The sequence below is a fragment of the Moorena sp. SIO3I6 genome (genome assembly GCF_010672095.1).
The window spans coordinates 22,205-36,374 of the sequence record NZ_JAAHHU010000035.1 but is presented as its reverse complement, the minus strand read 5'-3'; the positions used below and the strand labels follow the sequence as shown (position 1 = coordinate 36,374).

The following is a 14,170-nucleotide window of genomic DNA, read 5'->3' as shown; positions in this document are numbered from 1 at the left end:
ATGGTGATAGCCCCCTAGTTGAAAGACTTTTGTCAATCAACTAGGGGGCATGACAGTAGGTACAATGGACAGAACCTGAGAAATGGGGCAACTCAAATAGGATTTACCCAGAACTCCAACTGATCAGGACTTACCTAGTAACTCCCTTGAGTAAGGTGAGTTGATAACTCACCCTACTAAGCTGTCGCCTATTTAACTTGTCTATTTTTGAATAAGCGGGAAAAACTCTACAATCCTCTCCCCTTAGAGATTCAATTTATAAATCAATTAGATGTAGAGGCTACCGATATCTGCCTGATATAGATGCCTTAAAGCTGACTTAACCCTCTTACCGCTGTTCCATCTGTTCCATCCCACCACCAATCATCTCTCTAAAAGTGCAACAGCCCTCAAACTGTGGGAGTTTCAACCGCCCGTTCGCTTAGCGTGGCCAAACGCGCCCCGCGTGGCCCAAACGCGCCCCGCGTGGCCAATAGGCCAAGGCCAAGGCCAATCAACTGCTGCGATCTCACCTCCATTGCCTAGGCCCTATTGTTTCAAAATAAACACCGGATCCTGAAAGTTTAATTCAATGCCCTCCTGGTCAAAGAAATCCTTGATCATTTTACGAAGCACTAGCTTAATCAGGCGGTGCTTTCCAGGTTTAACTTTGGTAACGGTTCTTATGGACAGATCAAAATCCCCAAAGTCCTCGATTCCATCCACCTTGGTCGGTTCAATTACCTCGGAATACTTCTCTTTTAACTGGTGTCCCACCTTTTCGATCACCCTGTACACATGATCCAGGTCAGCATCATATTCTATGCCAACTTCCACTACAGCATAGATATAGTCCTTGGAGTAATTGGTAATTGAGCCAATATCCCCGTTCCGAATAATATGCATTTGACCATTGAAGTGTCGAATACGGGTAGTTCTCAGTTCAATCGCCTCCACAATCCCCTCGGCTTCCCCTGTTTGGATATAGTCACCTACCAGGTAGTAGTTTTCAAAGAGAATAAAGAATCCACTAACCATATCGTTAATGAGATTCTGCGCCCCAAGACCGACCGCTAGCCCCACAATGCCAGCACCCGCTAGGATTGGGGTGGCGTCAATTTCTATGGTATCGAGGATCAATATACCCGAACCGAAGTAAATCAAGTACTTCAGTAAACTCTCTAGTATGGGAATAATCGTTAACCGCTTCTTTCGCTGCACATCAGTCAGCTTCGGGGACCTAAGCAGTGCTTCTTCGAGGAACAAATTGGCGATCACGATCAAGCCACGACTCAGGAAGATGATACCGATAATTTTGACAGCTTTCGATCCATAGGTGGCTAAGTTAGCAATTATCTCTACTTGCTCAACCACCAGGGTGGCCATGGTAACATAGATTATATATTCTAGGCACCCCTTAAAGAAAGGAATCCGATGCCTGAGATTGCTATAGAATCGCAGGATATTATCAGGGCTAGAGTATTGAACAGTCAGGTTGTCTATGCTATCGATAATGACCACGATGGATCTCAGAATGAGCAACCCGATTCCAATAATCAGATAGATGTTAAGAAGAACGTACAGATACTTAGTTGTGGATTCTGGCACTTTCAGAAACTGGGTACACCAGATTAGGGAAAGCAGCCAGAGTCCACTGGTAAGGATTTTGGTTAAGTAACTGAACAAATCCTCAATGCTTTCATCACTAGCAGTGATTTGTTCTAGTTTCTTTGCCCGAACGCAGCCATAGTTGAGCAAACGCTGCAAGGGTTTCATGGCGAACGCAACTAGCATCAGAAGGCAGATGCATTTGCCTAACCCAGTGCCAAGGGTTATCCAGAATCCTTTGGGAATATTGCTCACTAACCCAAGTGTGTATTCCTTGAGGTCTTTCCCGCGATAGATCAGCCAACCGTTGCCACCAACAATTAGAAGGCATAGCGCTATACAACAGATAACGATCAGCGCCTGGAGGTTCTGGCGGAGGTTTCTAGCATTGCTGTTCACCTTTTGGAACCAAGCAACTCTGATCAGTTGCTTGAATAGTATACCCACCAGCCAGTTGACTAGACAGAAAACTACGATGACCAGGCTGACTTCAGCCAAGATAATAATTATGTTGTTCACTTAACAAATTAGCTCAACCTTTCAGTAGAATACAATACTTTACTTATTAAATATAAATTATATTCTTAACTACAATTAAATTGATACCACTACAGGAAGGTTCATCCACCGCCTCATAGCCAGAAGTTCATGAAGGTTTCAAAAGGTTTTTCTTGACAGTGTTCCATGGACAGGAGACCTCTAGGTCGATCTGCGCCATTTGATCACAACTTGAGCTCAGATCATCAGTTGAGCTTAATTTCACATTATTTCACATTTATTTCACATTTATTTCATAATTAATCCCTGTTGTTACTTATGCTTCATAAGCTTTGCTTAAAAGGTTTAATGGTGTATTGTTTTATTTAATTAAAGAATTAAACAAGTATCTAAACCTGGAAAAGCGAACATTCAGATGAGAGCAACAGAAGTTAACCCTTCCAAAGCTGACGGCTGAGGAGCTGATAGATGAATAGTTACCACCTATTAGTTTATCGAATTTATAGCACGGAAGTGCCGGTGATATCCCTGAGGATCTTAGCTAAAGCAATTGCTATGGCTCTATTACAGAAAATAGGGAATAGGGAATAGGGAATAGGGAATAGGGAATAGGGAATAGGGAAAAAATTATGTCTACCTCATTAATATCATAACCGCTATATTAAAAATAAGTAATAGATATAATAAAGTCAATAGAGAGAATAAAATTAAAAAAATATTGATTAAATTGCCACCTAGTTTATTCTAAAAGTCCTAAGGGATGTTTTTTTTAGACAAGGTTGATTGTAAAAAGGTTGACTTGGCTATAATTCAGTCTATTAATCATTGATCATTGATCATTTTTCACAAGCCTTTATCCTGTTTTAAATAATTTTATTGACAGTTCTAATTCGTGGTTTTTAGAAAGGTTTAATCGCCGCCATTGCAGCAAGGGCGTGATTGCCCACTCACGAAGCCAGGTAAGGTTGAACGCGATGGACGAAGTCCCGCTTTGCTGCGAAGCGCGTGGCCTTTTGGCCAAGGTTTGATGGTTGATGGTTTGAAGGTTGAAGGTTGAAGGTTGAAGGTTGAAGGTTGAAGGTTGAAGGTTGAAGGTTTGATGGTTGATGGTTTGAAGGTTTGATGGTTGATGGTTTAAGATAGAAGGTTTGATGGTTGATGGTTTGAAGGTTTGATGGTTGATGGTTTGAAGGTTTGATGGTTGATGGTTGAAGATTAGAGGCTTAAGAACTGAAAGCCGGATGTATAACTGGCAACCTGTAACGTTAAACATGTAACATGTAACCTGTAACGTAAAATATAAACTTTATAACGTTAAACCTGTAACCTGTAACCTTGGCCAAAAGGCCACGCTACGCGAACAACCTGTAACCTTGGCCAAAAGGCCACGCTACGCGAACAACCTTCAACCTGTAACTTTCAACCTGTAACTTTCAACCTGTAACCTTGGCCAAAAGGCCACGCTACGCGAACAACCTGTAACCTGTAACGTTAAACCTGTAACGTTAAACCTGTAACCTGTAATCTGTGACCATTCAACTGATCAGGTGATATATGCTAAAAAAAGCCATCGTATTAGTATCTATAGTACTGCTTGCCTGGGCTACAGTTGTAGCAATTGATACCTTCGAGGGATATCAAGAGAGGATAACCATTGCGATCGCAGCTCCGTTAAGCAATGCTAGTGAATCAGCCCAACGCTCAGGCAGAGCAATGGTAGACGGTGCTCAACTTTACATTAAGCAAGTTAACAAGGCTGGCGGTGTTAAGGGGAAAAAATTTAAGCTTGAAGTTTATGATGACCAAGGCAATCCGGATGTGGCACAGCAGGTTGCGAAGAAGATTGCTCAATCAAATGCGATCGCAGTGATTGGTCATTACAGTAGTGGGGTATCTACGGCTGCTGGCAAAGTTTATCAAGACTATAAGATTCCTGCGGTGACCGGCTCAGCTACTGCTGATGGGGTCACCCAATCGAACAGTTGGTATTTTCGCACCATTTTTTCTAACAGTGCTCAGGGTACTTTTATTGCCAATTACATCAAAAAGATTCTGGGATCTTCAAAGATTAGCCTAGTTTCCAGCAGCAGCAGCAGCTATGGCTTGACCTTAGGGAAGACTGTTGAAGAGACGTTTCAGGAGTTAGGGGGAGAAGTAGTCAGTAAGTGGGTATTAGGGGATGATATAGACCAAGGCATAGAAACGATTTATCAAGATTTATTGGCTTTAAAAAATAGTGGGAAAGACCCAGGAGTGATTGTGATGACAGCGAATCGCAATCAAGTGGCTGGATTAATTGCCAAAATGAAGAGTTCTGGGATGGATTTCCCCATTTTTGGCGGTGACTCTTTAGCAGAAATATCCCTGGCGCAACGGTTTGAATACTCCCCAGAGGAGAAGGATGAACCAGGCTTCTTTACCAATGGAATTTATGCCATTGCTCCGATTATTTTTGACATTTCTGATGATGGGGGTCAACAGTTCAGAAACGAATTTGAAAAGCAGTACAAACAAGCGCCGGGATGGGTGGCGACTTGCTATTATGATGCGGCAAAAGCCATTGTTGAGGCAATTAAACGCTCTGATATTACCTGGGACGATTTACCGAAAGACCGTTTGATGCTTAAAGAAAGCTTAGCAACTATTAATAGCCAGGAAACGGCGTTCAAGGGGGCAACCAGAAATATTTATTTTGACTATTATGGTAATGCAGTAGCACCCGTTTTTGTGGGTATTTTTGATAGAAGAAATTTTATTTCAGCATTTAGCCAGCTGCAAATAATCCCGGACTTACGGGCTGTTGCTAATCTGGAGGAACAGCTCGACAGTGGTGAAATTGTAAAGGTTGGTAATAACTATATGGTAAAAACCCATATCGTTTACACCGGGATGGATATCAATGAGATTAGTCACATAGATGAAAAAACCTCCTCATATTTGGTTGATTTTTTCATTTGGTTTAGGTACCAAGGGGATATTACAGCCGACCAAATCGAGTTCACAAATTATGGCATTGAGCGGCTAGATTCAGGAGAAAAATTGACCTTAAAAGAACCGATAGATACAGATTTAAACAATGATATAAAATATAAAGTATACCGGGTTAAAGCCGATTTTCATGAAAAGTTTGATTTTCACGATTACCCGTTTGACCTTCAGACCCTATCAGCGAGATTTCGACATCTCAACCTAACTCGGGACAAGCTAATTTATGTAGTGGACTTCGTGGGAATGAGAGATACCACTACAGAAGAAGTTCTCAAAAATTGGAAGACAGCTAAAGTGTTTGATCAGATTACCGATTGGAGTGTTGAGAGTGCTGCCTTTTTCCAGGATACGGTGATTAACAATTCCACGTTGGGCAATCGACGATTTATAGACACAGATTCGGATATCGAATATTCTCGATTCAATGTGGTTATTAAAATCAAGCGGGATTTAGTCAGTTTTAGTATCAAGAATCTTTTGCCTCTACTATTTTTTGTGGTGGTGGGATACCTGTTTATGTTTCTCCCCTTCGATCACATGTCCGTAGAAGCAGTAAGTGGCTTGCTACTAGCGATTGTATTTTACCATCTAAGCTTGATAGAAGGACTACCGGAGGGGGTTGGCTATGTAGTGGCTCTCGACTATGCCTTTTATATCGTTTACATACTCAATGGCTTACAGTTGTTGATGGTGGTGATTGGGAATAGTGAGGGGTTTCAGTCTGGTAAAATCAAGATTAGCAAATTAATGGAGTTTGGAAGAGTGGCGTTTCCAGTGATTTTGGTAGTTTACACCTCTCTTCTGTGCTGGCGGTATTTGTAGTTATTTGTTATAGCGGTTTGCGACTTTATTAAGTACATAGTTCTGGGTTTTAGGGAACAGGGAACGGGGAACAGGGAATAGGGAATAGAGCAGTTGGCATTCAATCTAAGTTATTGATTAATGTGACAGGTTACCTTTTGGAGGTAGCTATGGTGAGCTGTTGTAGGGCATCAGAAATTTCTACAGGTAGTGGGCTTGGCTGATGAAGTTGTCGGGTTGACGTGGCAAGACTAGCAACAGAGGCAGCTGTGCGTTTTTGTATGGTGTATAAGGATTCTGGCAGCTTGAGTCGTTGACCTTGTTTGATGACTTGTTCGAGCAGAGGTTGTTCATGATCTTGGCAGGATTCAGCCATTAATCCTAGCCGGTCTTTGATAACTGTATCTTGGTGAAATTGGCGATAGATTTGCTTGCGTCCTGGATAGGTGATTTTGCTACTGGACTGTTTCATGGTGGGAATGCCATCAATTTCTACTAATTTGTAGACTCCATTGACTGGGCTTCCAGTGACTAGGCGAGTTCCGAGTCCATAACCGTCGATACAAGCACCAGCCTGTTTGAGTCTGGCTATTTCATACTCGTCTAAATCCCCACTGGCAAAAATTGAGACATTGGGTAAATGCGATCGCACCTTTTGGGACAAGGTGACTAAATCCCCAGAATCCAAACGTACTCCAGTCACTTGGATTTCCCCAGCTGCGATTCGTTGAGCCAGACTTTTAGCGGCTGCTACAGTATCATAGGTATCTATTAATAAGGGAGCATTGGGAAAATAGCGATAAAAGGCTGTAAAGGCATCCTGCTCACTGCCAGATACTGCTGTGATCGCCATGACCAAAGCATGAGCCATGGTTCCTTTAGGCTGACATCCTAATTTAAGGGCTGCTAATACATTAGATGTGCCATCCAACCCAGCTGCTATAGCTGCTCGTGCTGCCCACAGGGATGCCTGAGGACTAAAAGCCCGTCGTGTGCCAAACTCTAGTAAGGTAGCCTCGGTTCCCGCCACATCTCTTAGCCGTGCTGCCTTAGTGGCTATCAAGGTCTGATAGTTAATTGTATTGAGTAGGTAAGTTTCTACTATCTGTGCTTGCCACAGAGGAGCATCCACCCGCAACAACGGTTCATTAGCAAACATTGCGGTTCCCTCAGGCACTGCCCAGACATCACCGGTGAAGCTTCCTTCTGCTAAGAGTGACCAAAACTGTTCCGGTGCTCCCTGAAAAATTTCTGTCTGTTGTAATGCTTCTAGTGCCTGGGGACTAAAGCGAAACTGTTCCAGGTAGTCGAGTACCTGGGCGAGTCCCATAGCAATCAAGTAACCAAAGCCATTAGGTAAACGTCGCGCAAATAGTTCAAAGGAAGCTGGTTTTTGGGCTAAGCCTTCACCACTATAACAGGCTGTCATGGTCAGCTGATACAGGTCAGTTAATAAGCTATAGTCCTCAGGTGTAGGTATTAATTCCTGGTGTTTATCATTCATGGTAGTAGTGTTTAAGTAGTAATGTTTAACATAAGGTAAAGTAACTTTAAATAGGTACAGATTTGTTAACAAGCATCTCAAAATTACCAAACAAATCTTAGTGATTAGTCAAGCTTGAGAAAAGTATTGCAAATATTACCAAACAAATATTACTAACCCTGGCACTGAATCGATAATCCTCGATAAGATAAAGTACACCAGACAGAAATCTTTTTCAGTCTGTACTCACAGTTAAGACTCAATAATTTGAGAACAGCAATTTGAGGACAGCATGGCAGTAATCGTGAACCACCATAAAAGCTAAAGGTTCGCGGTAATTATAGCCACTGCTGTTTTCAACTCTAACTCAACTAATTCAGGAGAGCAATTTTATGGGTTTTTACAAACTATTGGAAAGCAGTATTCAATATCTTTCTGAAGCAGTAGCTAGGATTTTTGGTCCTAATGATGACATTTATCCTGCTATTGGTGTTCAACCCTTTAGCGGTGACCCCTTTGAGCAGAAAGAGGCATCTTGGTAAATTCTTCGGTAAATTCTTCGATTTTAGCTAGAATTTGAACGCTAGTTATAGTGGTTCTTGCTGGAATACACAACACCCTTAGGGGCGCACAGCGTGCGCCCCTAAAGCTAATGTGGGGTTGCCTATTGGTGGGATGATTTAAGCTGGGAGCGAACACTGTGATGTAGGTCATGTGGTAATTTAGCGGTTCTCATAACTCCCTACTCCCTACTCCCTACTCCCTACTCCCGTTAACTCAGGGGTTGCCAATTTTCTAGTGGTTTACCGTGACAAAATTGCTTTCACCTTTGCTTTAAACATATGAAGCTTCCACCATCTGAACGAGGTGGTGGTGTCCTATGCTAACCTGGAACTACGAAGCGTCCACAGGTCACATAGACAAGCCCAGCTTCTAGGCGGTCGTCGAGATCTTTTGCTGGAACGACCCTCCTCGCCATTTCTGCGAGTGAGTTTAAACACGCCTCTGGCACCGATGTTGTAAGCACCGTTTAAATCTGCATTAAACCGCTTACCTGAAGGGAAGGTTGCCAAGGAGTATTTTTGGGAATTTCGTTTGACCGTACCAGAGCCATCAAAAGCCAACTTTGAAGTATAGGCAGCAACAACCTCTATTACTCTGCCACCTAATTCAGCCCATTTCATTTCCGTAAAATCACGAATCTTTGCTTTAAGCCAACCGTGGAATCTTTGCCTTAGATTAGACCGCTTTCGTCCACCCTTCGGCTTCCATCCTTTAAGATTCTCAAATACGATCGCTTCAGAGTTAAATTTCTCAGCCATCTCAACAATTCGCTTAGAAACTATGTGGCTGATTTGGTTGTTGATTCTTTGGCATTTTTTATAGGTTTTAGAGCAGAAACCCTTGTGAAGTTTGCCGCCTTTACCCATAGTTTTAGATGCTCGTACAGATACGGATTTTAGTCGTTTATCCCTGCGGTCTATGTCTCTTCCAAGGTGAATAAAATCACGATGGATTACAGTGCCGTCATGGGTTACGACTGCTACGGTAGCCGTAGTGTTTATACCTAAATCTACCGCAGTAACATTAGCCTCTGGTTTGCGTTTTTCTGGCTTACAAGTGAATGGAACAGACAGATGGCAGCACCTATCATTGAAAATCAACGACGGAGACATCATTTTGTTTGTAGTCACCTGGTGGCGCTCTCTTAAAACGGTGATTTGAACCATAGTCCAGACCCAGTTTTTGCCATCAAAAACTTTGATTTCTACTTGGTCGAAACCATGCAGCTTGTAACACTGTCCTTTGTACAAAGCAGGATAGCAGCCAGCATCACCATTTAGTCTTGGCGGCTTACTATCTCTCTTTTTTCTGTTACCAGATTGCCATTCCCGATATCGAGTAACAAAGCTACTAACCTGTCCAGCCGCAAATGCAATTGCAGCTCGACGGTAATAGCTAGGAAATTTGTAAAAAGCTTTATTGAATTGTGGATATTTGATATTTGGACGCTTGGCTGTTTCATGCATTAACTTTTCGACAGCAGGAGTTAACTGATCTGCTGTCAATCCACCAAGCTCAGACCAATCAGTATAAATAATGCCAACCAAGTACCTACAAGCCTGACGATAAACTTTGACCGTCTCCGCAAACAAGGCTTTTTGTTCGGAAGACGGATTAAGTTTCCATTTGTCAGTTCTGATGACTTTGGTCGGCGTTTTCAATGGTCTATAATAAGATTGATATTTAACATTTTAGCATCCAAAAATGGAGACGACAATAGATTGATTGATGTTCCAGGTTTTTGGCTATTGTTATTAGCGTGGACTAACCCTGGAGACGAAACCTTAGAAGAGTAGAGCCTTACTACAAAAGTTTCAACCTTTTATACATAGCCGACCAACCATAAAGGCTCTACTCTTCTTACGGTAACTTTAAAACCTGAACGTTCGCGTAGCGTGGCCTACGGCCAGGTGGGCGAATGCGTCTCACGTTCTGTTCAAACTGCTCTGGTGTTGGTTGAACTTGCTGCCAACTTTCCCGTTGCTGTAAAGCTGTTTGCCAATTTTGGACTGAGGGATAGTCAGCTAAAGAAACGCCGATCTTGCTGAGAAAATATACCGACAAACCGGCGACAATATCGGCTACCGTAAATTGCCCTTCTACAAAATAGTTTTTATCGCCCAATTTTTCGCTATAAAATTTCATCACTGTGGCAACTTGTTTTTGAGCTTGTTCTAATTTTTTTGCTTCTACTTCAATCTCCAAGTTATGGCGCATAAATGTTACGATAGCAGGAGCAAGCTCATTGACATTGACCAGTTCTATCATCCTCACTGTAGCAATAGCTTGAGGATCAGTGGGCATCAGAGCAGGAGTTGGATATTTAGCTTCTAAATAATCTAAGATGGCTAAGGATTCTATCACTTTAAATCCATCATCGATTAGGACTGGAACGTGATGAAAAGGATTGATTTCAATAAATTCTGGCGTAAATTGATCACCATCTAATTTTATTTCAACAGGCTCAAACTCAATCTGTTTTTCTAATAAAGCAATCCATACCCGTCGGGCATTGTTGGACATGGGATTATTGTAAAACTTTAACATTGAATCAACTCTCCATTCCTATCAACGTTTGATTTATTCTTAGTTTAATATCTACTTTCAAGCACAAGCTCATAAACTGATCTATTTCAAGAACCCTTTAACCCAAGGTGAGGATTTGACTTAAAAAGAACCCTACTGCTGCACTACCGATAGGAACTGTGAGATTATCAATACCGAACTTGGAGAAGGCTTCTAAGACTGTGGCAAAGAATGCGATCGCAATTGACATCAACCAGGTTTGCCAGACATTACCTTGAACAGCGAAAAGGATCAGGCTACTGACTACATAGCTAGTTACCGCCATGGTTCCAGACCCTTCCCAGCTTTTTTGCATCCCCCAAGCCTGATAGGGATGTTGACCAAATTTCTGACCAATCAGTCCTGCCAGTCCATCTCCCCATGCCATCACTAAAATACCAATAGCGGCATACTGGAATTGTTGTAATGGCCAAAACCAGGCAATCACGACACCAATACTGACAGCATAGAAGAAAGTGCCTAGGCTTTTGCGCCCAACGCTGTTAATACCAGGCAAAATAGGAATGTAATAGGACAAAAGAGCGATCGCACCAGCGATAACTGAGGCCAAAATACCTACCCAGGCAGGTATTTGTAGCCACCAAGCCACTAAAATAACGTTACCCGTGCCAATGTGAACAATTTTACGGGTAATTTCTGAATCCCGGGCGGTGCGCTGATGTAGTGTTTCCGCCAGCAGCACAATCGCACCGAGACCGACAGCAATCAGTGCAATTTGCAGCCATAGGGTTGGTATTGATTCTATCGAGGGTACAGAATTAAACAAGGATCTGATGGCAGCATACTGTAAAACTTATTTATTACTGTATTAGATGGGGTGACCATTACATGAAATTTTTACTTATTTGGCTAATTCGAGGCTATCGAGCGTTTATTTCCCCCCTATTTCCCCCAGTCTGTCGCTTTCAACCAACCTGTTCCCAGTATGCTATCCAAGCCATTGAGCGGTTTGGTGTCTTTCGGGGCGGTTTGCTAGGCATTCGGCGTATTCTACGGTGTCATCCTCTCTATCCAGGAGGTTATGATCCCGTGCCTGACGTTTATCCTAATGGTAATAGCGATAAATCTAGAAGTGTTGAACAGGGAACAGGGAACAGGGAACAGGAAACAGGGAACAGGGAACAGGGAACAGAGAAGAAGTAGTGACTCTTGTGGTTTGAGTATGCTGAAAAAACTGATAACTGCTATAACTTATGAAACCTTATCAGCAAATCCCAATTGTAGAGTGTGGAGAACCCCTCATCCCCATTCCCTTAGAACAATTTGCCGCTCGTACCCCTCATCCCTACCAAAAACTGGGGGCACCTTATGGTAAAGCTTCCCCTTATTATCTGCGCCAGAGTGTGATAGAAGCACTCTTTGTGGCTCAAAGCCAACTCCAACAGCAGCATCCAGGTTGGCGCATCCAGATTTTTGATGGCTATCGACCGGTAGAAGTCCAACAATTCATGGTTGACCATACCTTTGCTGAAGTAGCTCAGGCCCAACAACTCAACCCAACCACCCTATCGGAAAAACAACAGCAAGCCATTTGGGAACAAGTCTATCAATTTTGGGCAGTACCCAGCTCTAACCCTATGACTCCACCCCCTCACAGTACAGGTGGTGCGTTAGATATTACCCTGGTGGATGCTACTGGTGAAACCATTGATATGGGCTCTGAGATTGATGAAGTCTCACCACGCTCCCATCCCGATTATTACGCCAATCAGCAAGACTTGCCTTATCATCACAATCGACAGCTGTTAAAAAATTTAATGTACTCGGCTGGGTTCCGGTGTCATCCTAGAGAGTGGTGGCATTTTTGCCTCGGAGACCAAATGTGGGCTTGGCTGCGCAATCAAGAAGATTCAACCAATACCTTGATCGCACGATATGGTGGTGTTGACTGCGGAGCATGTTGAGTCCTGAGTACTGAGTCGGAGAGTCGGTCAGTCCTAAGTGGGGAGCGTGCTAAGTGGGGAGCGTGGTGATAGCTCAGTTGCTGCTAAGATGGTTTAGCAGTGGCATTGTAGTGGAATTGTTAATCAAGTAGCTCAAAGAATGCTACAAATAGACCATTTTTTATTGCCCCTCTTGCCTCTCTTGGCCCTCCTGCTATCTCTCCCTGGCATTAAAGCAAAATGGTATCAGATATCCTATAAAAACAATTAAAACATAACGATTACTTAAGGTTATATAAGATTTATGATGGCACCTAAGCAAGTATACGTCCTTTTATTTAATGCCCGGACAGAAAACGAGGGAATTCACACCATCCAAATTGGCGATAAGCAAACGGTATTGATGTTTGAAGAGGAAGACGATGCTACCCGCTTTGCTTTATTGCTCGAAGCCCAGGATTTCCCAACAGCAACCGTGGAAGCTATCGATCTAGAAGAGATTGAAGAGTTTTGCCAATCGGCTGGTTATGACTCGGAGTTGGTTACTGAAGGAATGTTGGCCATGCCACCGGAAACAAATCTAGAAAAGACTGATTGGCAACCTGACGTCAAGAAAACCGAAGAACCAGAAATATCAGAGCTAGACCGCATTCGCCGTCAGTTGGAAAATTTATTGTAAACTGATAAAAATTTGAGGAATACTTTTTAACTGTCCCCCTTGACCGGTAAACCAAACAACCAAACAACCTACCAGACACCGAATCGGCAAAGGCGAACAACCGTCAACGGTTCAAGCTTCAACCAAATAACCTTCAACCTTCAACTAATGACTAAATAAATAATGCAAAATTTAGAACAACGGGGACATCTACTGACCGAACAGATTAATCCCAATAGTCAGAACCTTGACCAGCTGACATCCCTAGAGTTAGTCGATCTATTTAATCAAGAAGATACCAAAACCCTAGATGCGATCGCAGCAGCTCGTAGCCAGCTAGCTCAAGCCATTGACTGCACAGCAAAGGCATTGCGTCAAGGAGGATGCCTCTTCTACGTGGGGGCTGGTACCAGTGGACGCTTGGGAGTCCTCGATGCTGCCGAATGTCCCCCCACCTTTTGTACACCCCCAGACCTAGTCCAAGGGATCATTGCTGGAGGAGCAGGGGCATTGGTGCGGAGTTCTGAAGATTTGGAAGACCGACGGGAAGATGGTGCAAAAGCGATCGCCCATCGCCGGGTACATGACCTAGATGTGGTGGTAGGCATTACCGCAGGTGGTACCACACCCTTTGTCCACGGCGCACTCCAAGAGGCACGACGGCGGGGCGCAACCACTATTGCGATCGCTTGTGTCCCTCCTGAACAGGTCAGTATTGATGCTGATATCGATATTCGGCTGCTAGTTGGTCCGGAAATCCTAGCTGGCTCTACTCGCCTCAAAGCCGGTACTGTCACTAAAATGGCCTTGAATATCCTTTCCACTGGAGCCATGGTAAAGCTTGGCAAAGTCTACGGCAATCGCATGGTAGATGTGGCAGTGACCAACAAGAAACTTCATGACCGAGCCCTGCGCATCCTCAAAGACCTGACCAACCTCAGCCGAGAAGACTGCGCTCACTTACTAGAGCGCAGTGGACGCCAGGTAAAACTAGCGCTACTAATGTACTGGACAGGATTAGACCAAGTAGAGGGAGCCAGCTTCCTACAGCAAAACCAAAGTGATCTCAGAGCCGCTCTCCAAAGTTGGAAACAAACTAGTACTCCATCAAAATTGAATTGA

General features: G+C 43.3%; 12 protein-coding genes and 1 pseudogene. 6 read left to right on the top strand and 7 right to left on the bottom strand.

What is annotated here, in order from left to right; translation table 11 throughout:
- Positions 1–389 precede the first annotated feature (389 nt).
- The 3 genes from F6K49_RS13015 to F6K49_RS13005 all read right to left on the bottom strand — a co-directional run bounded on the left by F6K49_RS13015 (position 390) and on the right by F6K49_RS13005 (position 3,358).
- Positions 390–512: a hypothetical protein gene (locus tag F6K49_RS13015; protein ID WP_293097148.1), complete on the bottom strand. Its 123-nt coding sequence runs from the start codon at positions 510–512 to the stop codon at positions 390–392.
- 16 nt (positions 513–528) lie between these two features.
- Positions 529–2,106, bottom strand: coding sequence for a mechanosensitive ion channel family protein (locus F6K49_RS13010; RefSeq protein WP_293024740.1), 1,578 nt, complete (start codon positions 2,104–2,106; stop codon positions 529–531).
- An 832-nt stretch (positions 2,107–2,938) separates the two neighbouring features.
- Positions 2,939–3,358, bottom strand: coding sequence for a hypothetical protein (locus F6K49_RS13005; protein WP_293097141.1), 420 nt, complete (start codon positions 3,356–3,358; stop codon positions 2,939–2,941).
- A gap of 281 nt (positions 3,359–3,639) precedes the next feature.
- Here F6K49_RS13005 and F6K49_RS13000 point away from each other — a divergent pair, with 281 nt between their 5' ends.
- Positions 3,640–5,895, top strand: coding sequence for an ABC transporter substrate-binding protein (locus tag F6K49_RS13000; RefSeq protein WP_293097137.1), 2,256 nt, complete (start codon positions 3,640–3,642; stop codon positions 5,893–5,895).
- Between the two features lie 130 nt (positions 5,896–6,025).
- Here F6K49_RS13000 and F6K49_RS12995 read toward each other — a convergent pair whose 3' ends face one another.
- A complete protein-coding gene (locus F6K49_RS12995) occupies positions 6,026–7,378 on the bottom strand; it encodes a nicotinate phosphoribosyltransferase (protein ID WP_293097131.1) in 1,353 nt (450 codons plus the stop codon).
- A gap of 371 nt (positions 7,379–7,749) precedes the next feature.
- Between F6K49_RS12995 and F6K49_RS12990 the strand changes: the two genes are divergently transcribed.
- Positions 7,750–7,899, top strand: a complete 150-nt coding sequence (locus F6K49_RS12990) for a hypothetical protein (protein WP_198954255.1) — start codon at positions 7,750–7,752, stop codon at positions 7,897–7,899.
- 336 nt (positions 7,900–8,235) lie between these two features.
- On the opposite strand, the gene F6K49_RS12985 is transcribed toward F6K49_RS12990, so the two are convergent.
- The 3 genes from F6K49_RS12985 to F6K49_RS12975 all read right to left on the bottom strand — a co-directional run bounded on the left by F6K49_RS12985 (position 8,236) and on the right by F6K49_RS12975 (position 11,273).
- Entirely contained in the window at positions 8,236–9,582 is a 1,347-nt protein-coding gene (locus F6K49_RS12985; protein WP_293069585.1) for a transposase, read from the bottom strand.
- A gap of 199 nt (positions 9,583–9,781) precedes the next feature.
- On the bottom strand, positions 9,782–10,468 hold the full coding sequence (locus F6K49_RS12980; RefSeq protein WP_293097121.1) for a glutathione S-transferase family protein: 687 nt from the start codon (positions 10,466–10,468) through the stop codon (positions 9,782–9,784).
- A 97-nt stretch (positions 10,469–10,565) separates the two neighbouring features.
- Positions 10,566–11,273 carry a diacylglycerol/polyprenol kinase family protein gene (locus F6K49_RS12975; RefSeq protein ID WP_293041996.1) on the bottom strand — a complete coding sequence of 236 codons (708 nt, stop codon included), beginning with the start codon at positions 11,271–11,273 and terminating at the stop codon, positions 10,566–10,568.
- A gap of 62 nt (positions 11,274–11,335) precedes the next feature.
- Here F6K49_RS12975 and yidD point away from each other — a divergent pair.
- The 4 genes and pseudogenes from yidD to murQ form a co-directional block, all read left to right on the top strand.
- Positions 11,336–11,542, top strand: a pseudogene (yidD, locus tag F6K49_RS12970) (membrane protein insertion efficiency factor YidD); the annotation flags it as partial.
- A 158-nt stretch (positions 11,543–11,700) separates the two neighbouring features.
- Entirely contained in the window at positions 11,701–12,411 is a 711-nt protein-coding gene (locus F6K49_RS12965) for a M15 family metallopeptidase (protein WP_293028433.1), read from the top strand.
- A gap of 286 nt (positions 12,412–12,697) precedes the next feature.
- Positions 12,698–13,069, top strand: coding sequence for a DUF3110 domain-containing protein (locus F6K49_RS12960; protein WP_364303389.1), 372 nt, complete (start codon positions 12,698–12,700; stop codon positions 13,067–13,069).
- 162 nt (positions 13,070–13,231) lie between these two features.
- A complete protein-coding gene (gene murQ, locus F6K49_RS12955) occupies positions 13,232–14,170 on the top strand; it encodes an N-acetylmuramic acid 6-phosphate etherase (protein ID WP_293059956.1) in 939 nt (312 codons plus the stop codon).